This window comes from Ignavibacteriota bacterium (assembly GCA_016212665.1).
Taxonomy (GTDB): domain Bacteria; phylum Bacteroidota; class Ignavibacteria; order UBA10030; family SZUA-254; genus FW602-bin19.
The window spans coordinates 27,781-48,557 of sequence record JACREZ010000032.1; the positions used below are offsets into that span (position 1 = coordinate 27,781).

Annotated in this window: 18 protein-coding genes; 11 read left to right on the plus strand and 7 right to left on the minus strand. The window is 42.0% G+C overall.

What is annotated here, in order from left to right:
* The first annotated feature begins 37 nt into the window (after nucleotides 1-37).
* From HY960_10685 to HY960_10720, 8 genes are all read left to right on the plus strand, one after another.
* On the plus strand, nucleotides 38-721 hold the full coding sequence (locus HY960_10685; protein ID MBI5216207.1) for a putative DNA binding domain-containing protein: 684 nt from the start codon (nucleotides 38-40) through the stop codon (nucleotides 719-721).
* A gap of 241 nt (nucleotides 722-962) precedes the next feature.
* The gene (locus HY960_10690; GenBank protein ID MBI5216208.1) at nucleotides 963-2,198 is read left to right on the plus strand and encodes an insulinase family protein; all 1,236 of its coding nucleotides are present in this window, start codon (nucleotides 963-965) and stop codon (nucleotides 2,196-2,198) included.
* Nucleotides 2,199-2,212: 14 nt separating this feature from the next.
* Nucleotides 2,213-3,661, plus strand: a complete 1,449-nt coding sequence (locus tag HY960_10695; GenBank protein MBI5216209.1) for an aminotransferase class I/II-fold pyridoxal phosphate-dependent enzyme — start codon at nucleotides 2,213-2,215, stop codon at nucleotides 3,659-3,661.
* Between the two features lie 21 nt (nucleotides 3,662-3,682).
* Nucleotides 3,683-5,443, plus strand: a complete 1,761-nt coding sequence (locus HY960_10700) for a molybdopterin-dependent oxidoreductase (protein MBI5216210.1) — start codon at nucleotides 3,683-3,685, stop codon at nucleotides 5,441-5,443.
* A 1-nt stretch (nucleotide 5,444) separates the two neighbouring features.
* Nucleotides 5,445-6,461 (plus strand): NADH-quinone oxidoreductase subunit NuoH, encoded by a 1,017-nt coding sequence (gene nuoH, locus HY960_10705; GenBank protein MBI5216211.1) that lies wholly within the window; start codon nucleotides 5,445-5,447, stop codon nucleotides 6,459-6,461.
* A 28-nt stretch (nucleotides 6,462-6,489) separates the two neighbouring features.
* Entirely contained in the window at nucleotides 6,490-6,996 is a 507-nt protein-coding gene (locus HY960_10710; GenBank protein ID MBI5216212.1) for an NADH-quinone oxidoreductase subunit I, read from the plus strand.
* Nucleotides 6,997-7,004: 8 nt separating this feature from the next.
* Nucleotides 7,005-7,196, plus strand: a complete 192-nt coding sequence (locus tag HY960_10715; protein MBI5216213.1) for a hypothetical protein — start codon at nucleotides 7,005-7,007, stop codon at nucleotides 7,194-7,196.
* Between the two features lie 146 nt (nucleotides 7,197-7,342).
* Nucleotides 7,343-8,341, plus strand: a complete 999-nt coding sequence (locus HY960_10720) for a phosphoribosylformylglycinamidine cyclo-ligase (protein MBI5216214.1) — start codon at nucleotides 7,343-7,345, stop codon at nucleotides 8,339-8,341.
* A 47-nt stretch (nucleotides 8,342-8,388) separates the two neighbouring features.
* On the opposite strand, the gene HY960_10725 is transcribed toward HY960_10720, so the two are convergent.
* From HY960_10725 to HY960_10745, 5 genes are all read right to left on the minus strand, one after another.
* Entirely contained in the window at nucleotides 8,389-9,393 is a 1,005-nt protein-coding gene (locus HY960_10725; GenBank protein ID MBI5216215.1) for a PDZ domain-containing protein, read from the minus strand.
* Nucleotides 9,394-9,532: 139 nt separating this feature from the next.
* Nucleotides 9,533-9,997: an NUDIX domain-containing protein gene (locus tag HY960_10730; protein MBI5216216.1), complete on the minus strand. Its 465-nt coding sequence runs from the start codon at nucleotides 9,995-9,997 to the stop codon at nucleotides 9,533-9,535.
* Nucleotides 9,978-10,832 carry an rRNA pseudouridine synthase gene (locus HY960_10735; protein MBI5216217.1) on the minus strand — a complete coding sequence of 285 codons (855 nt, stop codon included), beginning with the start codon at nucleotides 10,830-10,832 and terminating at the stop codon, nucleotides 9,978-9,980. Before HY960_10735 ends, HY960_10730 begins: the two co-directional genes overlap by 20 nt.
* 67 nt (nucleotides 10,833-10,899) lie before the next feature.
* Entirely contained in the window at nucleotides 10,900-12,021 is a 1,122-nt protein-coding gene (locus HY960_10740) for a hypothetical protein (protein ID MBI5216218.1), read from the minus strand.
* Between the two features lie 79 nt (nucleotides 12,022-12,100).
* Nucleotides 12,101-13,918: a long-chain fatty acid--CoA ligase gene (locus HY960_10745; protein ID MBI5216219.1), complete on the minus strand. Its 1,818-nt coding sequence runs from the start codon at nucleotides 13,916-13,918 to the stop codon at nucleotides 12,101-12,103.
* A 453-nt stretch (nucleotides 13,919-14,371) separates the two neighbouring features.
* On the opposite strand from HY960_10745, the gene HY960_10750 reads away from it, so the two are divergent.
* The 3 genes from HY960_10750 (at nucleotide 14,372) to HY960_10760 (ending at nucleotide 18,686) form a co-directional block, all read left to right on the plus strand.
* Entirely contained in the window at nucleotides 14,372-17,059 is a 2,688-nt protein-coding gene (locus HY960_10750; GenBank protein MBI5216220.1) for a vitamin B12-dependent ribonucleotide reductase, read from the plus strand.
* A 395-nt stretch (nucleotides 17,060-17,454) separates the two neighbouring features.
* On the plus strand, nucleotides 17,455-18,240 hold the full coding sequence (locus tag HY960_10755; protein ID MBI5216221.1) for a PhzF family phenazine biosynthesis protein: 786 nt from the start codon (nucleotides 17,455-17,457) through the stop codon (nucleotides 18,238-18,240).
* A gap of 131 nt (nucleotides 18,241-18,371) precedes the next feature.
* The gene (locus tag HY960_10760) at nucleotides 18,372-18,686 is read left to right on the plus strand and encodes a heavy metal-binding domain-containing protein (protein MBI5216222.1); all 315 of its coding nucleotides are present in this window, start codon (nucleotides 18,372-18,374) and stop codon (nucleotides 18,684-18,686) included.
* Nucleotides 18,687-18,809: 123 nt separating this feature from the next.
* Here the strand turns inward: HY960_10760 and HY960_10765 are convergent, their stop codons facing one another.
* Nucleotides 18,810-19,280 carry a hydrogenase maturation protease gene (locus HY960_10765; protein MBI5216223.1) on the minus strand — a complete coding sequence of 157 codons (471 nt, stop codon included), beginning with the start codon at nucleotides 19,278-19,280 and terminating at the stop codon, nucleotides 18,810-18,812.
* Between the two features lie 8 nt (nucleotides 19,281-19,288).
* Nucleotides 19,289-20,776: a nickel-dependent hydrogenase large subunit gene (locus HY960_10770; GenBank protein ID MBI5216224.1), complete on the minus strand. Its 1,488-nt coding sequence runs from the start codon at nucleotides 20,774-20,776 to the stop codon at nucleotides 19,289-19,291.
* Between the last annotated feature and the right edge of the window lies 1 nt (nucleotide 20,777).

The window sequence follows — 20,777 nt, forward strand, 5'->3', positions numbered from 1 at the left end:
CAGGAATGTCTGTCCTACCGACTATTATAATTTTGTTGTGAACTATAAAACCGTACATGAACTTATTGAAGAAGGCGAAGGATTTCGGATTGAATTTAAGCGACGGATTTCTTCTCCGGAGAAAATAGCTCGGACGATAATTTCATTTGCCAATACTAAAGGCGGAACGATTCTCTTTGGTGTTGATGATAATGGCTCAATTGTCGGCGTGGAGAGTGAGAAATCGGAAATTGATTTGATTGAGATGGCGGGGCGTGATTTCTCCGACCCGGAGATTCATCCGAAGATTGAAATTATTTCGTTCGGGAGAAAAGATGTCATTGTTTGTCAGATTGAAGAGAGCAAAACCAAACCTCACTTCTTTCTTGGTGAGAGTCATAATAATGATGACTCATTGAAAAAGAACGGTGAAAACACTCGTGTTTATATTCGTGTGAACGATAACACGATGATGGCAAGCAGGGAAACGGTGAAGATTCTTCAGGCAGAACAACCCGACGCGCCACCATTAAAACTTGGCATCGGGGAAAATGAACGTCGTTTGTTCAAATATCTTGAAGAACATCAACGAATCACAGTGCGTGAATATGGCAGACTCATCAATGTAAGCGACAGGCGTGCATCACGCTTGCTTGTTCGTCTCGTTCGTGCGGGTGTTGTTAGAATTCATACGCATGAAGACCGGGAGTTTTTTACGTTCGCGTACGATGTGAAGTATTGAACTATCGTTTTGAGTTTTGGGTTTTAAGGTTTGAAACGATGGAACAAGTTTCAGGAACAGAAGAAATATTGCTATCCGAAATCAGCAATCCCCAATCCGAAATCGTTTTTGTTTCCCACCCTCGTTTTTGATATATTTTGCCGCAAATCAAAACAAACATCATTAAAAACGAAGCATATCAATCTCAATGAATAAACTTCCTATTACGGAAGGACTCACAACCGTTGTTCCTCAAAATCCCATGTACAAGAAAACTATTTTACCGAACGGAATCAGAGTTGTAACCGAGAAGATTCCGCACGTTCGCTCGGTTTCGATAGGCGTTTGGGTTGATGTAGGTTCGCGCAACGAGAACACGGTGAACAACGGCATCTCCCATTTCGTTGAACACATGGTGTTCAAGGGAACAAAGCGGTACAAAGTTCATGAGATTGCACAAAGTTTGGAAAAAGTCGGCGGGTATCTCAACGCCTTCACAACGAAAGAGCACACCTGCTACTACGCCCGAATCCTTGACGAACATCTTCCGTTAGCGATAGATGTTCTCGCCGACATGTCTCAATTTCCTATCTTCAATAAAAAAGAAATGGAGAAGGAAAAACTTGTTGTACTGGAAGAAATCAAGAATCTTGAGGACAGTCCCGACGAATTGATATATGATTACTTCGACCAAAGTCTTTACGGAAAACATCCGCTTGGAATGCCCATCATCGGTACGCCGGAAAACATCATGAACTTTTCCCCCGATACATTATTCGGCTACCTGCACTCGCATTATGTTCCATCGAAGATGGTCGTTGCGGCGGCAGGTAACTTTGAGCATGAAACGTTGTTAAAAATGGTAGAAGCGCTCTTTCAACATCAACCCAACAAAAAAGAAAAACCAAGTTCCAACCGGCTATCAAAACAGAAGAGCGAAACACGTACATACGAAAAACCGATTACACAGGCGCATGTTTGTTTGGGAACGCAAGGTTTCAGCATGAAGCATAAACAACGGTACCCCCTTCTTGTGCTGAACACATTGCTCGGTGAAGGAATGAGTTCGAGATTGTTTCAAACATTGCGCGAGAAACATGGAATGGCTTACACGGTCTATTCGTTTGCAAATTTCCTGAGCGATGCCGGAAACTTCGGCGTGTACATCGGAACGGATGCTGAGAAAGTTGACAAAGCAATTGACCTCATCAAAAGAGAATTGGACAAACTTGCAACGAAGACTGTAACGAGCGCTGAGTTGAAACGAACAAAAGCACAACTGAAGGGCTCAATGATGTTGAGTCTTGAAAACACATCGAACAGAATGATGCGGCTCGGAAGCGGCGAATTATACGTCGGCGAGTATATACCACTCGATGAGATTGTCAGAAGAATTGATTCGGTAACTCAAGAACAGATATTAGAAGTTGCTCAACAGTTATTCCGTCTCGATACGTTTTCAACCATAACTTTGAAACCGAAAAACGGTACTGCCTGACGGTTACCCATTGTATGATTACAAAACAGTCATTAAATCCGAACTTGTTAAGTGCCGAGTATGCTGTTCGCGGACCGATTGTTATTCGCGCACAGCAACTTGAAGAACAAGGACGAAAGATAATTTACTGTAACATCGGGAACCCGCAAGCGCTGAAACAGAAACCTCTCTCCTACATCCGGCAAATGCTGAGTTTACTTGAGTATCCTCGTTTGATGGAAAGTCCTGAAACGCTTCAACTCTATCCGAAAGATATAGTCGAGCGGGCAAAACAATTTCTCAACAAATATCCGCACGGAACGGGAGCTTATACTCAAAGTGCAGGCATTCCGTTCATCAAACAAGCTGTAGCAGATTTTATCAACAAACGGGATGGAATTCCGACAAACAAAGACAACATTATTCTCACCGACGGTGCAAGCAAGGGTGTGCAGGCGGCGTTGATGTCGTTGCTGAAATCACCGAACGACGGGTTTATGATTCCTGTCCCGCAATATCCGCTTTACAGTGCGAGTATTACTCTCTACGGCGGCAAGCAAATCCCATATTTTCTTGATGAAGAGAACAACTGGCAACTGAACGAATCTGAATTGAATAAAAGTATTGCTAAGGCGCATTCAGAAGGAATCAATCCAGTTGCAATTGCTGTCATCAATCCGGGAAATCCGACGGGCGCGATTCTTTCAAAAGAGAATATTCAAATGGTAATTTCATTTGCGAAGCGAAACAACCTTTCGATTCTTGCCGATGAAGTCTATCAGGAGAATGTGTACGATACAAAAGCGAAATTCCATTCGTTTGCAAAAGTGATGTATGAAATGAAGGAGACGGAAGTATCGCTCTTCAGTTTCCATTCCATCTCGAAAGGATTTCTTGGCGAGTGCGGTCACCGCGGCGGCTATACGGAATTCCGGAATATTCCGTCTGATGTCATGGCTGAGTTGGTGAAGTTTCAATCTATCAGTTTATGCGCGAACGCAGTCGGACAGATTGCAACATTTATGATGGTCTCTCCCCCGCAACCCGACGACGAAAGTTATGAAACATACATTTGTGAACGTGACGGCATCCTTAACGAATTGAAAACAAAGGCGGAAATTCTCGGAGTAAAAATCAATCAGATTCCGGGAATGAAACTCGACACGCCTCAAGGTGCGATGTACGCGTTTGTGAAGTTTGAATTACCGGAAGACCCGAGTGTTGACCTTCAAACACTTTCGAAAGAAGAACGATTGTCGTACGAAGCAAGTCGTGATTCCGATTATTGCATGACGCTGTTGGAGGAAACCGGAATATGTGTTGTGCCGGGCTCCGGCTTCGGACAACTCCCCGGAACGCTTCATTTCCGAACTACTTTTCTTCCACCGAAAGATGAGATTAAGGAATTTGTTGAGAAGTTGAAAAACTTTCATCTCAACTATGGTAAAAAATTGGAACACTCGTTTCAACTTGCACAGGTTTGATTTTATTATTGACAAAGAAACATGGCTCTCATTACAATTGATGGAACTCAATACGAAGTTGACCCGAAATTAACAATCATTCAGGCGGCGAAGGAGAACGGAATTACGATTCCGCATTTCTGCTGGCATCCGAAATTATCTGTGGCAGGAAATTGCCGTATGTGTTTGGTTGATGTCGGAAACCCGCGCCGCAACAAAGACGGTACGTTTGTGCAGAATGAAAAGAACGAACGTGTCATTGACTTCATGCCGAAACTTGCAATTGCATGTTCAACACCGGTTGCAGACGGAATGGTCGTCAACACGAAATCTCCAAAAGTTGTGAACGCGCAGGAAGCAGTGATGGAATTCCTCCTCATCAACCATCCGCTTGATTGCCCAATTTGCGATGAAGCAGGAGAATGTAAACTTCAAGACTACGCGTATAAATACAGCGTTGGCGAAAGCCGTTTCGAGTTTAACAAAGTCAGAAAACCGAAACGAGTTGAACTCGGACCAAATGTTATGCTTGATACAGAACGTTGTATCATGTGTTCACGGTGCATTCGTTTCTGCGATGAAATTGTGAAGACACCGCAACTCACCTTCACACAGCGCGGCGACCATGTTGAACTCACAACTTTTCCTGATGTGAAACTCGATAATGCCTATTCGATGAATGTGATTGATTTGTGTCCGGTTGGTGCCCTCACGAGCAGAGATTTTCGTTTCAAAGCGCGTGTGTGGGAATTATCTTCGACCGATTCAGTTTGTGTCGGATGTTCACGCGGTTGTAACACGAAAGTGTGGGTTCGCAACAACGAAATCCTCCGTCTCACGCCCCGCTTCAATCCCGAGGTGAATGATTACTGGATGTGCGACAACGGACGACTCAACACGTTCAAATGGGTGAACTCGGAAAAGCGAATCAGCGCTCCGATGATTCGGAAAGACGGACAACTTGTTGATGTCGGCTGGGATGAAGCGGTTGCAAAAGTTGTTTCAGAACTCCGGCATTACAAGAAAAATGAAATTGCCGCGCTCGGTTCTCCGTTCGCCACGAACGAAGATAATTATGCGTTTGTCAAATTGATGAAACACCTCGGCATTACAAACATTGATTTCATGCCTCATGTGATTGAAGGAGATGAAGATGATTTGCTTGTACGTTCTGATAAAACACCGAACAGTCTCGGAGCGAAAACTGTCGGAGTTCATCCTGAGAATAATTCTTTGAATTTAGAAAATATTATTCGAGGCATCAACGACGGTACAATCAAAGCGCTCTATTCACTTGATGAACACATTGCGTATGAACCGAGAATGTCGGCTGTCCTTTCTAAGTTAGATTTGTTTATCGTTCATGCCTCAATTGAAAATGAGACTGTGAAATTTGCCGATATTATATTTTCTAATGCAACGTATGCCGAGAAAAACGGAACGTACATTAATTTTCAAGGTCATATTCAACGTATCCGCCCGGCAGTTTCCGTGCTTGAACAAGAACGCTCGCTCGATGGATTTGCGATGAGCCGACTTGATAAATTCGGCGCGCAAAATGACCGATGGACACAAGGTTCGAAACGGGATGCACGAGCTGTCTGGAGAGTTTGTTCGCGGATTGCAGGCGCGCTCGGCGCAAAATGGAAATACAACTCTGCAGAAGAAGTGTTCAATGAAATGGCAAACACCCTCGAAGTATTCAAAGGAATGTCGTACCTTAAACTCGGCACACGCGGGATGAAAATAAACTCTACGAGCCATAAGCAAACAATTAATAGCACAGCAAAGGTGACTGCATAACATGGATATCCTTATCGTTCTCATCAAAATTGCAGTTGTTCTTGTTACTTTCTTAACAACGGTAGCGTATGTCGTTCTTCTCGAACGAAGATTAGCCGCCGGAATTCAAAATCGTATCGGTCCGAATCGAGTCGGCTGGCAAGGTGTTCTTCAACCGCTTGCCGATGTTGTAAAACTTGTGATGAAAGAAGACATCGTCCCCGCGCAGGCAAATCGCTTCATTCACGACCTTGCCCCGATGATTTCCATCTTTGCTGCGCTTGTCACGTTCGCTGTCGTTCCTTTCGGAAATACGATTGAACTATTTGGTCAGCAAATCAAATTGCAGATTGCAAGTGTGAATATCGGAGTTTTGTACATCCTTGCGTTTGCCTCGCTCGGAGTATATGGACTGACATTAAGCGGTTGGTCATCAAACAATAAATATTCGTTGCTGGGTGGCTTACGTTCATCGGCACAAATGATTAGTTATGAACTTTCGATGGGACTCTCAATCATCGGCGTGGTGATGATTGCCGGAAGCGTTGAACTTGATAAAATTGTTCTTGCTCAATCGGGATGGAAATGGAATCTCATTCTTCAACCGATAGGATTCATTACGTTCGTTGTTGCGGCATTTGCCGAGACAAACAGAACACCTTTCGATTTACCGGAAGCGGAGCAAGAACTCGTCGCGGGCTATCACACAGAATACACAGGCTTAAAGTTCGGATTGTTTTATCTTTCAGAATATGCAAACATGCTAACCTCAAGCGCGTTAACTACAACTCTCTTCCTTGGCGGTTGGCAAATTCCTTACGCCGAGAACTTTGGTCTACCTGCGTTTTGGTTGAGCGTATTTCAGGTGCTATCATTCTGCATGAAGACCTTGTTGGTTATTGTTTTCTTTATCATTATTCGATGGACAATCCCACGATTCCGTTACGACCAATTGATGAATCTCGGTTGGAAAGTTATGCTGCCGCTCTCTGTTCTCAATATTTTGTTGACCGGCTTAGTTATGTTGCTCATCAATTAATGCTCTTTGGATTGAAAGTGAACTCGATATGAAATCAAACGGACAATTAAAAATCATCCACAAAAAAGATTTAAACTTCTGGCAGAAGATTTACCTGACAGAAATTCTGAAGGGAATCAAACTTACGCTCGCACAGGTTTTCCGACCAAAATTTACGCGGCAATATCCTGAAGAGCGATGGAATCCGCCTGCTTCCTTCCGTGGTCGCCCCGTACTTGTCGAACAAAATGATGTAGAGCGATGTGTCGCGTGTGGATTATGCGCACGCGTTTGCCCTGCTCTGGCAATCGAAGTTCAGGCATCCGAATCTGAATACTGGAAAGAGCGTTATCCTGTTAAGTTTGAAATCAACATGCTTCGTTGCATCTTCTGCGGCTTCTGTGAAGAAGTTTGTCCTGAAGAAGCAATCGTCATGAGTCAGGAATATGAACTAACATTTCACAGTCAGGAAGAAGCAATTTTCGGAAAAGACAAGTTGTTGGTGCCTGTGGAAAAGTTGAAAGACCGATTGGAATTTTTGAGGAAGTACAGATAAGAAATGCCATGAAATTTTCAAAAGGACAGTTTGAGGCATTTTATGAAATTACCAAAGAGGCAAGCGTTGTCGTTCTTGGAGGTCTCGTAGTCGGTGGCGTGCTTACCGATAAAGTAAATTATAGAATTGTATTTTATGGAATTATCATTTACCTTGTACTTGTTATTGGTGCAATTTATTTTAAAAAGAAAGGAGAATAACACTCTTGGAAACTGTTGTAATTATTGGTAGTCTATTAGCCATTTTTTTCTGGACAATTATTTTTCTCACACGCGAGAAAAAAGCCAAGTAATTTTTATGGGTCGAGTTTTCACTCGACCTTTTCATTTCTATCTGTTGATAAATTATGCCAACGTATAAACAAGCCGGAGTCAACATCGAAGCCGGTGATGCTTTCGTCAAACGAATTAAATCTAATGTTCGTTCAACTTTTTCCAAGTCTGTTCTGACAGACATCGGCGCATTCGGGGCTTTTTATGATGCAAGTTTCAAGCAATACAAATCGCCTGTTTTAGTATCCAGCACAGACGGAGTCGGTACGAAACTGAAAATCGCTGTCATGATGAACAAGCACGATACCATCGGTCGGGATTTAGTGAATCATTGTGTAAACGACATTGCCGTGTGCGGCGCAACTCCCCTTTTCTTTCTTGATTATTTTGCAGTAGGAAAACTAAAACTTGACGTAGCAGAGAAAGTTGTCAGCGGTTTGGTGAAGGCATGTAAAGAAAACAAATGTTCACTCGTTGGCGGAGAAACGGCGGAGATGCCGGGAATCTACAGGAAGGATGATTATGACCTTGCCGGTACAATCGTCGGAGTTGTGGAACGGAAAAAAATATTGTACGGAAAAAGAGTGAAATCGGGAGATATTCTTATCGGTTTGCCTTCGACCGGGCTACATACGAACGGATACTCACTGGCAAGAAAAATTCTGTTGAGTAAATTTTCTGTTGATAAGTATTTTCCTGAATTGAAGAAAACCATAGGTGAAGCATTACTTGCAGTTCATCGCTCATATTTGAAGCCAATTCAGAGTCTCCTTCAAATTGATGGCGTTCATGCTCTGGCACATATCACCGGTGGTGGCATTGTTGGAAATACGAGTCGCGTGGTTCCATCTACCCTCGCTTTACACGTTGATTGGTATTCATGGAAACGACCAAACATATTTTCCTTGATTCAAACAGTCGGAAATGTTCCCGAATCGGATATGCGACAAACATTTAACTTGGGCATCGGGCTTGTTATCATAGCATCGAAATCTTCTGCCGATTCAATTCTCACCACATTGACGAAGAAAAAAGAAAAGCCGTTTGTCATTGGTGAGGTGATAAAAAAATAAATCCCTTCGGTTCATAGAAGGGATTTATCAAACTTCTCAACATCAGGTTACAACCTGTACAGTTCTTTCCGAATTGTCTCTTTCGCTTTTTTGACTTCGCGTTCAGCATCCTTTAAACTTTCGTGAAGTTCTTTTCCAACCTCTTTCATAACTCGTTTATGTTCATTCTTGAAGTTATCATTATTGTAATAGTAATGATAACCTTTTGCATCCGGTGCTACATGAAACGACCAATCATCTTCATCTTCTGTTTCAGAAATTTTCATTTTCATGGTTGAAAGTTTCCCTTTACGAATTACTTCAAGACTCAACTCATCTCCTTCGTCAGCATCATTGAGTTCTTCCATCAAATCATCAGCATCCCACACATTTACTGAACCGACCTTTGTAACGACATCGCCGGCTTTCAAACCCGCCTTTTCTGCATCACTGCTTTTCTTTACTTCAGTAACAAGCGCTCCTTTCTTTCCGGGAACTTCAAAATACTCTGCCAGTTGTTTACTGATACTTTGTACAACTAAACCGTGCATTTGAGATTGATTGCCGAAAACCTGAATACGTGGTCGTACGTTCACTCGTGGCGGGTCGGGTACACGAACATGAAAATCTTCATCATCAAAATTAAAGAATGAAAAATCGGAATCCTTGAGACGGTCAATTTCTGCTTTCAAGGTTTTATTCTCTCCGTCCCGTTCGACAAGAATATCTACACTTGTTCCGGGCTTAGTTTTCCGAACCAATGAAGTCAATTCATCACTGTCCTCAACTTCCTTCCCGTTGTACTTTACAATGACATCACCTTTTTCGATTCCCGCGTCCTCAGCCGCGCTATTATCCACTACACTTGAAACGTACGCTCCTGATGTAGTTTTCAGATTTTTCCGTTCTGCCAAACGTCGGGTAACATCTTCAATATTTACTCCAAGATATCCCTGTTTGCTTTTCTTATCCTTAATGAAATGAAATCCGTTTTCCCCAGGCAAACATCCATAGGAAGTAACAACCCCGATGGAGAGGAGTAAAGTGAGTAATAAAATCAATCGTACTTTCATAGAAATAATCCTTGTTGATATAAAAAATTGGAACTTCTTAATTCTACGCGTTAGACAAGAGATTGTTTCATCAGGTTGACAATAACTTAAACAAATTTATTCACAGGTTGGGCTGAAGGGAGGGACAAGATTATTTTAATTATTGAATTCTGTTAAGATTCATCGCTTCTTTCCCTGCGACGATGTATTCATGGACAATTCGAACCGCCTGCTGTTGCCCGTGCCAAACGGGAAGTTTCACCGCCTCCTCATAATTGAGCCATCGAAACTCATTATGCTCATCTGATAATTTTGGCTGAGAACCTTCAGAAACCTGTGCGGCAAACACGGGACATAAATGCACCCAATCGTTCGTTGCATCATAGAACATAGTTATGTCAGGAACTATCCAAAATGCTATTGGTTTCAGTTGGGTCTCTTCATGTAATTCGCGCAATGCCGCATCAACCGACTTTTCATTTTTTTCTATCGAACCGCTGATGATTTGCCAGATATTCGGATACAATCGCTCGTTTTCCTGACGATGAAGCAACAAGTATTTCGGTTTGTCCTGTTCAATCTTGAATACGACTATTTCAATTATTTTACTTACGATGTTTGGCATAATTATTCGATGTCTGTTTCTTTCGAGTAATTGAGGAGTAATCGTTCCGTGGCTTCGTAACATTGTAGTTTGTTCTTACCTCTCTGCTTTGTTGTTTCTTACTCACCAAGAATTCAATTTCTTCGCTGAGAAGGTATTTCCATGTTTTATTGTTTAACATGGAAATATCATAAAGACCAATTTTCGTGCGCGTAAGTTCAACAACGGTGTAACCGAGTTCTTCACACATTCTCCGGATTTGTCTGTTCTTTCCCTCAACGATTGTCATCTCAATCAGGAACTCGCCGTGCTTCTCCGAAATCGTTTTGATTTCGGCAGGAAGTAACTGCTCATCATCAAGTATCATTCCCTTTCGGATTACCTGTTGATGTTTCTCTGTCATGGCTTTATCAAGTTTTATTTGATAGGTCTTTCGTATTTTTGATTCGGGACTTGTCAATCGTTCTCCGAGTTGATTATCATTCGTCAACAAAAGCAGACCTGAACTTTCTTTATCGAGCCGACCCACCGGAAAAACCCATTCATGAACATCTTCGAGTAATTCATAGACTGTCGTTCGCGAAAGTTCATCGGACCGGGTTGTAACAACACCTTTCGGTTTGTTCATCATAACATAAACAAATTGTTTTAGTGGTATTTGTGTTCCTTTGAGTTCAATTTTATCCAAATTCATATCGCACCAAAAACTTGGATTCTTTTCAACCCTACCATTTACCTGAACATCACCACGTTGAATATGTTCAACGGCTTGACTGCGAGAACAATATCCAAGTTTTGAAAGTGCGCGAGCGAGTGTAACGCTCGGGTTTCGTTTTTGCAAAAGAGTAGTTTTCATACCCAATACTAAAAACAAAACAGCCCAATTCCAAAAAGGAATCGGGCTGCTGAAAAGCCGTCTTTTCTTATCGTTTCAACAAAATCGCCTCAGGGTCTTTGAATAACATATGGTCGTGCAGATAATGCATCAACAAAAACGAAAGAACGACGATGTAATAACATTGGTCGAACGACAAACCGAGGAGAGGTTTTAAGTAAATCAATATTGAAATCGTTACAACAGCCATCGCAGTCAATCCGACATTGAAGAAATAAAACTTCCACGGCTTCCCTGCTTTCGACATATTATCTATCATCTTCGTACCGATTTCCCCTTTTTCGTGTCGAATACGGTTGATGAAATATGTTAGACCCAAATATTGGAACGAATGCCACGCGTTGAATCCTTGAAACGCAACATCCAAATTTGGAAATGCGGGAATAAAGAAAGCAATCACAACGGTTAAGGACATCAGAAGAAATTTTGGATAATGCACAACGCCCGAACGAATTTCTTTTACGGATTTCCAGATGAAAAGTGCAACCGAGATTCCAAAGTATCCCCCGACCAACCACACCAACGCTTCATGTTTCAAAAATTCCGGAAAGAGTATGATGTTCGAGCCAATGCGAAATTCCCCGGTGACAAATTTATATGTTGCAATCGGATACAAACTTGAAAAGACTACGCTGTAATCAATAAACTTCGAGAGTTTGGATGGAGGGAGTTTTGCTTTTCTATCATAACATTGCATAAGAAATGCAAGTTGTTCCATAACATGAAGAGACGCCCAAAAGAAAAAGAACGTGATGAGGAATTGAAAATTTGTGACCCCGAAAAAGATAACTCCAATCGGTATGATGAGTGAAGCAACCATAAACATTTTATGTTTGCTAGTGAATTTCTTTTCGAGTGCGGTGCGCGTGTAAGTTGCATACATGTGCGGACCACCGATGAATAACGCTATCAATACATTAACAAGATTTCTACTTGCGTCATCGTCCCACACCAAATCAATTCCCAAGGAATGTAAAAGTCCGTTGATTGAATCCGTTGCCTGATTTGCAAAAAGATATGTGAGAATCGGAACGGCAACGAGAATTGCACTTAAACTGATAAATGTCAAGTCCCACGTTTTATTTCTAAGCCAGTAACCTTCCGATGTTAACGACGATTCTGATTGTAGAGGAACTGAATATGTACTCATAGAACAAATGTGATTGATTTCCCTTGTCAAAATTTACAGCACAAAAATAATTCTTTAAGAAATATTTTCAAAAATAGTATTACGTCAAACCTTCATACATTTTCTCGATAAGATGTTTATATCGTTCTTCCACTACTTTGCGTCGAATCTTTAATGTAGGTGTTAGTTCTCCACTCTCAATTGTGAGCGGCTGAATGAGTAGTGTAAACTTTCTTACGCGCTCATACAAAGCAAAATCCTTCTGTAATTTAGTTACTTCTTCTTCGAAATGCTTTTTGATTTGCGGATGATTAACCAATTCATCAACAGATGTGTAACTAATTGCTTCCCGTTTTGCAAAATCTTTCACAGCATCAAAATCAGGAACGATAAGCGCACTGCAAAACATTTTTTTGTCTCCAATCAAAACAAATTGGTCAATAAACGGGCTTTGGAGAAACGAATTTTCTATCGGCTGTGGTGCGATATTTTTTCCGCCGGAACTAACAAAAAGATGTTTTTTTCTATCAGTGATATGAAGAAATCCATCTTCATCAAACGTGCCGATATCTCCCGTGTGTAACCATCCATCGCTATCAAGCGACTCTTCCGTTTCTTTTTGATTATTCCAATACCCCTTCATAATGTTCGGACCCCGTGCAAGAATTTCTCCGTCACTCGCAATCCTAACTTCAACTCCCGGAATAGGAAGTCCGACGGAGCCAAACTTATAATTATCCAAACGATTCACACTGATGACCGGAGAAGATTCTGATAGACCGTATCCTTCGATAATGGTAATTCCGATTGCCTCAAAAAATTCGCCGAGTTCTTTTCCAAGCGCCGCTCCGCCCGAAACAAAAAACCGTACTCGTCCTCCGGTTCTCGCTTTGATTTTTTGAAACACTAATTTATCCCCGAACCATCTTTGAACAGAAAGCAGCGGAGTGAACTTCTTTAATCTTTTCGCTTTGGCGTATTTTTTTCCAATATCAATTGCCCAATGAAATATTTTTTGTTTGACGGGAGGTTGGTCGGCAATTTGTTTTAAGATTCTGTTTTGAATCTTTTCAAACAATCGAGGCACCGAAGCCATTATTGTAGGGCGAACTTCAAGCAAATTTTCCCGAACTGTTTCAACGCTTTCGGCATATGCGATTGTTGCACCGCAACCGAGTGAGGTATAATATCCTGCCATTCGTTCAAACGAATGACAAAGTGGTAAATACGACAACAAAACATCATCAGTAGAAATTTTTATACACGGCGCGGATGCCTGAATATTACTCACCATGTTTCCATGAGTGAGCATCACTCCTTTCGGATTTCCCGTCGTTCCGGAAGTATAAATTAATGTCAGCAAATCTTCCGGCTTCGATTTATCGATTTCCTGTCCCAGAAAATTTTTTCTTGATGAATACTCTTGTTTCCCTTTTTGTAATATTTCCCGAAAAGAAAGCACTGTGTCATTAAATTCGATTCCACTCTTGTTCATCACAATTATTTTCTGAAGTGATGGAACATCGGAAATTATTTTTAGAACCTTGTTGAGTTGAAATTGATTTGAGACAATAACAAACTTTACCTTTGCATCATTCAAAATAAATTCGATTTGCTTCGGTGTAAGAGTTGTGTAAAGCGGGACATTAATAGCGCCCAGATATAACATCCCCATATCTGCAATAACCCACTCGCTTCGGTTTTCTGAAATGAGCGCCACGCAATCTCCTCTCGAAATTCCGAGCGAAGATAAACCAATTGCAAAATGTTCTACATCGCTACGAAGTTGCGCGTATGAAATCCCTTGGTATTTCCCATCAATTTTTTGTTTGATAACCGGTCGTGTTTCATGTTGGAACTTCAATGTGACGGCATCAAACAATTGAGTTATGGTAGAAAATTCGACAACGAGACTCATGAACAATATCCTGATTTTGAAATATTCATCAATTAAACGTGCCTAAATTAACCTTCCTTTGCTTGAAAACCAAAGATGAAGAATTCCTCCAAAATTGTTTTCTTCAAAATCAATGGAAAATTGCACCCTTTCAAAGCGATTTACAAAGTCCCTTATTGTAGAATCTTTCATTTCACCATGTCATAAAATTTTCATAATATAATGCTTGACTTCCTTCCATTAAGTCTATATATTTGGCGCATTGATTTCCTAATATTCCTTCAAGTTGAATGCTTGTTCAGCATTGAACTTGGCAGAATAGGGAAATTAACCTAATTCACAAGCAATGTTTAACATTTGATAATAAAGGATAATTACATGGTACAATACGGGACCACGCAGTCTGAAGAAAACGAAATTGGTTCCACACAAATTTTCGAAACAAAGGAATTCCCCACACCGCTCAACTTAGAAATGAACGAGCAAAAACATGGGTTGACATTCAAACGATTTTTTACAAAAAAAGGTGTGCATCCTTTTTCGGAAATTGAATGGGAGAAACGAACGGCATCAATCACTAATGAAAAAGGAGAGACAATCTTTGAACAAAAAGATGTCGAAGTTCCCAAGTCGTGGTCAATGACCGCGACGAATATTGTTGCCTCAAAATATTTTCATGGAAAACTTGGGACTGTAGAACGTGAAACGAGCGTCAAGCAAATTATTGACCGCGTTGCTCGCACAATGACTGAGTGGGGATGGAAAGGAAAATATTTTTCAAGCGAAGAAGACGCTGAAATATTTTACAACGAATTGACATTTCTTCTTGTCAATCAATACATGGCGTTCAATAGTCCGGTCTGGTTTAACGTCGGGATTGAAGCGAAGCCACAATGTTCTGCCTGTTTCATCAACTCAGTGAAGGACACGATGGATTCCATTCTTGAACTTGCAAAAACTGAAGGACGATTATTCAAATGGGGTTCGGGAACCGGCTCAAATCTTTCAACACTTCGCTCTTCGAGAGAAAGTCTTTCCGGCGGAGGAACTGCTTCTGGTCCGGTTTCTTTTATGAAGGGATATGATGCTTTTGCCGGTGTGATTAAATCCGGGGGCAAAACCCGTCGCGCCGCAAAGATGGTAATTCTTAATGCAGACCACCCCGACATTCGTGAGTTCATACATTGTAAAGCCGATGAAGAGAAAAAAGCATGGGCACTAATTGAAGCCGGCTACGACGGCGGTTTCAACGTTGTTGGTGGCGCATACGATTCTATCGCATATCAAAATGCCAATCACTCCGTTCGCGCAACGGACGAGTTCATGCGCGCCGTTGTAGATGATAAGCCATGGAAAACAAAATCAGTTCATGAAGGCAAAGTGTTAGATACATATCGCGCTCGTGATTTGATGAAAGAAATTGCTGAAGCCGCGTGGATATGCGGTGACCCCGGGGTTCAGTTCAATTCAACTATCAACGCATGGCACACATGTTCGAACACAGCGCCAATCAACGCGTCAAATCCTTGCAGTGAATATATGTTCCTCGATGACACTGCATGTAATCTTGCATCACTCAACCTGATGAAGTTCCGTACAAGAGATGGTGAGTTCGATGTCGAATCGTTCTGCCATGCAGTAAACATTACAATTACGGCACAGGAATTTGAAGTTGATAACGCAAGTTACCCGACTCCCTCCATCACACAAAACAGTTTTGATTATCGTCCGTTAGGTTTGGGATATGCAAACTTAGGTGCGCTTCTCATGTCACGCGGGCTTCCATACGATAGCATCGAAGGACGAGCGTATGCCGCCGCAATTACAGCGTTGATGTGTGGTCAGGCGTATAAACAATCATCCCTGATTGCAAAAGAAGTTGGTACGTTTAACGGTTTTGCAAAGAATAAAGAACCAATGTTGCGTGTGATGAAGATGCACGGGCTTGCGGCAGACAAAATTGAAGACCGCCATGTCCCGACCAATTTGCTCACATCTGCAAGAAAAGTTTGGGATGATGCGTACGCTCTTGGTCGTCAATTTGGGTTCAGAAATTCTCAGACAACCGTTCTCGCTCCAACCGGGACAATCGGTTTTATGATGGATTGCGACACAACCGGTGTTGAGCCGGATATAGCAATCATCAAATATAAAAAATTAGTTGGCGGCGGCTTGATGAAGATTGTCAACAATTCGGTTGAGCAGACGCTGAAAAAACTCGGATACATTGACGAGCAAATCGAACACATCATGGCGTTCCTCAATAAGAACGATACGATTGAAGGCGCGCCACACTTGAAGGAAGAACATCTGCCCGTCTTTGATTGTGCGTTCAAACCAGCGAAAGGTGAACGAACAATTCATTACATGGGACATGTGCAGATGATGGCGGCGGTTCAACCATTTCTTTCCGGTGCAATTTCCAAAACAGTCAACATGCCGCACGATGCAACGCCGGAAGATATTGCCAACACGTACATCGAAGCATGGCGATTGGGTTTGAAGGCAATTGCAATTTATCGCGACGGATGCAAACGAACACAACCGCTCAGCACAAGTCTTGATTCTGTTTCTACAGAAATTAAGAAACGTGCAATACGTCGCAGACTTCCCGATGAACGCCAGGCAGTGACACACAAATTTTCTGTCGCAGGACATGAAGGGTACATCACGGTCGGATTGTATGAAGACGGCACTCCCGGTGAAATTTTCATCACGATGTCAAAAGAAGGTTCAACGATTTCCGGATTGATGGATGCGTTTGCTACATCCGTTTCGATGGCGTTTCAATACGGCGTTCCGCTTCGCGTTCTCGTCGAGAAATTTTCACACATGCGATTTGAACCGAGCGGATTCACAAACAATCGTGACATTCCGATTGCCAAATCCGTGCTTGATTATATTTTCCGATGGCTTGGAAAGAAGTTCTTGCCTCCGGATGAACAGCCACCTGCAAACATCGAAGAACATGTCGAGTTGGCAGTTGCCGGTGCGTTATCGAACAAAGAAATTCCCAGACTTGCCGCATTGGAAAGGACCGAGCAACAAGTCTTTCGTACACAATCCGATGCACCTCCTTGTAGCGATTGTGGTAGCATCATGGTACGAAACGGCGCTTGCTACAAATGTTTGAATTGCGGCGCAACAAGCGGGTGTTCTTGATAATTGACTTGTTCCATGTTACTTCCTAAACAATACGACCAACTTTCAGAAGTTTTCAAAGAAGCAAGTGCAGTTGTACTTGGAGGTTTGGTTATTGGCACTATACTATCAGAGAAACCTAACTCAATTCTTGTTTTTGTTGGTGTCATTATCTACATTTTGTTAGTGATGATCTCAATTTATTTTAAACGTTATGGAGAATAAGATGGAAGGTGTAATTTTAATTGGCAGTTTAGTTGTCATAGCCGGATTGATAATGATGGCAATAACAAATCGAATGGCTCGCAAAAGTCAGAAATGATTCTTAAATCATGGCTCATTGAACGGCACGTTGTTTCTTACAGCGTGCCGTTTTATATTTGTGCTACCGTTTTCAAATCAAAGAAACAAATATTATGAAAATCTATACCGTTGATGCCTTCATCAACAAAAACAAATACACCGGTAACCCTGCCGCTGTCTGTCTGCTTACCGAACCGGCAGACGAACAATGGATGCAACACATCGCCGCAGAAATGAATCTTTCAGAAACTGCATTTCTTGTCCCGCATCGAAACGGATACAACATCCGATGGTTCACACCAAAAACAGAAGTAGATTTGTGTGGACATGCAACACTTGCGAGCGCACATATTTTGTTTGAAACAGGAAACGTTTCTCCAAACGAAACAATTCGGTTTCATTCAAAGAGCGGCTATCTTCAAGCGAAAAGAAACAATGAATGGATTGAACTCGATTTTCCCGCAACACCGGAAGAACCTGCAACTCTGCTTCCTCCGTTTTTATTTTCGCTTGGAATTACCGCCCGATATATCGGACAAAGTAAATTCGACTACCTTGTTGAAGTGGAATCCGAGAACATCGTTCGGGAGATGAAACCGGATTTCAACATCCTCCGTACAATTCCCTGTCGCGGTGTGATTGTGACAGCAAAATCTGACTCGAAAGAATTTGATTTTATCTCCCGTTACTTCGCTCCCGCATACGGCATTGACGAAGACCCTGTCACCGGCTCAACTCATTGCTGTCTCGCTCCGTATTGGAGTAAGCAACTCGGCAAAACTGAATTCATCGCGTATCAGGCATCGAGCCGAGGTGGAATTCTTCATGTCAAGTTGCAGGGCGACAGAGTAACTCTTGGCGGACAAGCAGTAACTGTTCTCAAAGGAGAACTCGTTTAAACTTTCATTTGTCAATCGTCATTGGTCATTTGTCATTCGTACTATGTGCTTGGTTCTTTGTGCATTCGTCATTGACTACTCGATTAACTGATAACATATAATTTTTCACTTTTAATTTTTAACTAATAATTATGCTCATACTCACAACACCCAACATCGAAGGAAAACAAATCAAACGTTACTACGGCATCGTCAGCGGAGAAGCAATTCTCGGCGCGAATGTATTCAAAGATTTCTTTGCAGGCATTCGTGATATCGTCGGCGGACGCTCCGCCGCGTATGAAAACGAACTCCGCGAAGCGAAGAACATCGCTCTGCAAGAAATGACCATGCAAGCACAACAGATGGGTGCAAATGCTATCCTCGCTGTTGACCTTGATTATGAAACTGTTGGACAATCAATGCTAATGGTAAGCGCAAGCGGAACTGCGGTGTTTTACGAATGAGTCAAATTTAAAAAGTATTCTGAGTATATTCGGCTTCGCAATCCATCTGTTTTCAGTATGATTTTGTCGCGTAGTACACTTATTAGAACAGACTCACGAGTAACACACCCAATTACTTCTTATTCATGAAGTGACACCGATTTCATCGTTAATGAGTTCAGTCAAAATTAATTCAATCAATAAAGGAAACGCGTTTTTTACACATTCTGAGAGAGAAAGTGAAGCGTACGAAGTTGTTTCAGGGACAACCCCGATAATTGTTACCTGTTCAAGTGAAATAACCGAACTTGTGAAATAGAGAATATCGGTTAGTGTGCTATCATGTGCTGAGGCAGGTACAAAACCCTTTGGTTGAATATCAACGCCATTAACGCGAACTATGGTACCGGGTGGTGCATCCACTTGTAAAGCATCAAGTATTATGAGTCGTTCATAGCCGATGTAATAATTGATGAGTTCAATCCCCAACGTGCCGCCATCAATAACTGTTACATGTTTGGGGAGTTGATATTTCATCAACTCCCTTGCCGCATGAATTCCGACACCGTCATCACCAAGGAGAATATTGCCAACGCCGATTATCAGCGTATTCATATCTCACTCTAAAGAATTTTGAACTGCTTGACCTGCTTTCCATCCAACACGTGGACAGCACAAGCAATGCACGGGTCGAACGAGCGAACAATACGTGCAAGCGCAAACGGATTGTCTGTATCTTCAATTTCGGTTCCAATCATGGCGTGTTCAATTGGTCCCGGATTTCCTTTGTCATCTTTCGGTGAAGCATTCCACGTCGTCGGAACAACTGCTTGATAACGAGCAATTTTACCGTTCCTGATTTCAATCCAATGTCCAAGGGCGCCGCGAGCCGCACACCACAATCCCATGCCTTGCGCTTCTTCCGGAATTGTGTGGTCAGTACAAACCGGCTGCTCTAACTTTACCTGCATAATCATCTCCTGAATTTCATCAGCGACAACTTTACATTCTATTGCACGTGCAACATGTCTTCCCATGACTGAATACAAATCATCCTTGTTGATACTCAATGCCGCTAGCATTTCATCAATAAGTTTTGTTACCTTTTGATTTGATTTGGAATCATACGCCAAAGCAATTCTTGCAAGCGGACCTACTTCATACGGAACGCCGCCGTATCGTGGCGCTTTCAACCAGGAATAGGAATCTTTCTTCTCTGGTTTTGGAAATGTTTCTCCTTCGATAGGTTTTTTTCCTGAAGCAGAATTGTACCACGACCATCGGACATCCTCAGTTATTTTCTTTGGGTCAATATTTTCTATCGTTCCGTTTGTCATCCTTCCCATAGGAAAATATCGTTTTCGCTTTGTTACATCAGGCTCTGCATCAAGGTCGAACAAACCGAATGAAAGAAGGTTTTTCACACCGGTTCCAATACTAAAATAATCACGATAGACACTTGCGACTGTAATAACATCAGGCAAATACACATTGTCAATAAACTCAGTCAGTTCTTTCAGTCGCCATAACGATGTAGTAATATTATCAATGCGCGGAATAATGCTAACACCACCCGGCGCCATCGAAGCGACGTGAGGCATTTTTCCCGCCCAGATTGCACACAATTCATGCGCTTTCAAACGGATTTGATATGCGCGAATGTAATGCTCGATAAGTGCATCATTCACGGCTTTCGGCAAGCGATAATCTGCTTCATACCGCGGAACAAATGGCGAAACATCAGGACCTTTGAAAAAATCCAACGCGGCTAAATGATAAAAATGAAGTATATGCGATTGAATGTAATTCGCTCCTTGCATGATATTACGAATTGTTCGACCGTTAGGAGGCGGCATAATTCCAAACGCATTTTCGAGCGCCTGTGCTGAAGCAATTGCATGTGGTGTCGGGCAAACGCCACAAAATCGTTGAGTGATTTGTATTGCATCTAATGGATTTCTCCCGACAAGTATTTGCTCGAAGCCGCGGTATAACGTTCCGCCGACTTTGGCATCTACAACTTTCCTGTTCTCAACAGTGGCTTCGATTTTTAAGTGACCTTCGATTCTTGTCATCGGGTCAATAACGATGTTTGTTCTTACTGTACTCATT

What these genes read in the sequence shown, in the direction of transcription:
- HY960_10750 (MBI5216220.1), top strand. Translation starts at nt 14,372, where the DNA reads ATGAACGAGCAAAAACATGGGTTGACATTCAAACGATTTTTTACAAAA.
- HY960_10770 (MBI5216224.1), bottom strand. Translation starts at nt 20,776, where the DNA reads ATGAGTACAGTAAGAACAAACATCGTTATTGACCCGATGACAAGAATC.
- HY960_10730 (MBI5216216.1), bottom strand. Translation starts at nt 9,997, where the DNA reads ATGCCAAACATCGTAAGTAAAATAATTGAAATAGTCGTATTCAAGATT.
- nuoH (MBI5216211.1), top strand. Translation starts at nt 5,445, where the DNA reads ATGGATATCCTTATCGTTCTCATCAAAATTGCAGTTGTTCTTGTTACT.
- HY960_10740 (MBI5216218.1), bottom strand. Translation starts at nt 12,021, where the DNA reads ATGAGTACATATTCAGTTCCTCTACAATCAGAATCGTCGTTAACATCG.
- HY960_10760 (MBI5216222.1), top strand. Translation starts at nt 18,372, where the DNA reads ATGCTCATACTCACAACACCCAACATCGAAGGAAAACAAATCAAACGT.
- HY960_10715 (MBI5216213.1), top strand. Translation starts at nt 7,005, where the DNA reads ATGAAATTTTCAAAAGGACAGTTTGAGGCATTTTATGAAATTACCAAA.
- HY960_10725 (MBI5216215.1), bottom strand. Translation starts at nt 9,393, where the DNA reads ATGAAAGTACGATTGATTTTATTACTCACTTTACTCCTCTCCATCGGG.
- HY960_10710 (MBI5216212.1), top strand. Translation starts at nt 6,490, where the DNA reads ATGAAATCAAACGGACAATTAAAAATCATCCACAAAAAAGATTTAAAC.
- HY960_10735 (MBI5216217.1), bottom strand. Translation starts at nt 10,832, where the DNA reads ATGAAAACTACTCTTTTGCAAAAACGAAACCCGAGCGTTACACTCGCT.
- HY960_10690 (MBI5216208.1), top strand. Translation starts at nt 963, where the DNA reads ATGTACAAGAAAACTATTTTACCGAACGGAATCAGAGTTGTAACCGAG.
- HY960_10745 (MBI5216219.1), bottom strand. Translation starts at nt 13,918, where the DNA reads ATGAGTCTCGTTGTCGAATTTTCTACCATAACTCAATTGTTTGATGCC.
- HY960_10695 (MBI5216209.1), top strand. Translation starts at nt 2,213, where the DNA reads ATGATTACAAAACAGTCATTAAATCCGAACTTGTTAAGTGCCGAGTAT.
- HY960_10765 (MBI5216223.1), bottom strand. Translation starts at nt 19,280, where the DNA reads ATGAATACGCTGATAATCGGCGTTGGCAATATTCTCCTTGGTGATGAC.
- HY960_10720 (MBI5216214.1), top strand. Translation starts at nt 7,343, where the DNA reads ATGCCAACGTATAAACAAGCCGGAGTCAACATCGAAGCCGGTGATGCT.
- HY960_10700 (MBI5216210.1), top strand. Translation starts at nt 3,683, where the DNA reads ATGGCTCTCATTACAATTGATGGAACTCAATACGAAGTTGACCCGAAA.
- HY960_10755 (MBI5216221.1), top strand. Translation starts at nt 17,455, where the DNA reads ATGAAAATCTATACCGTTGATGCCTTCATCAACAAAAACAAATACACC.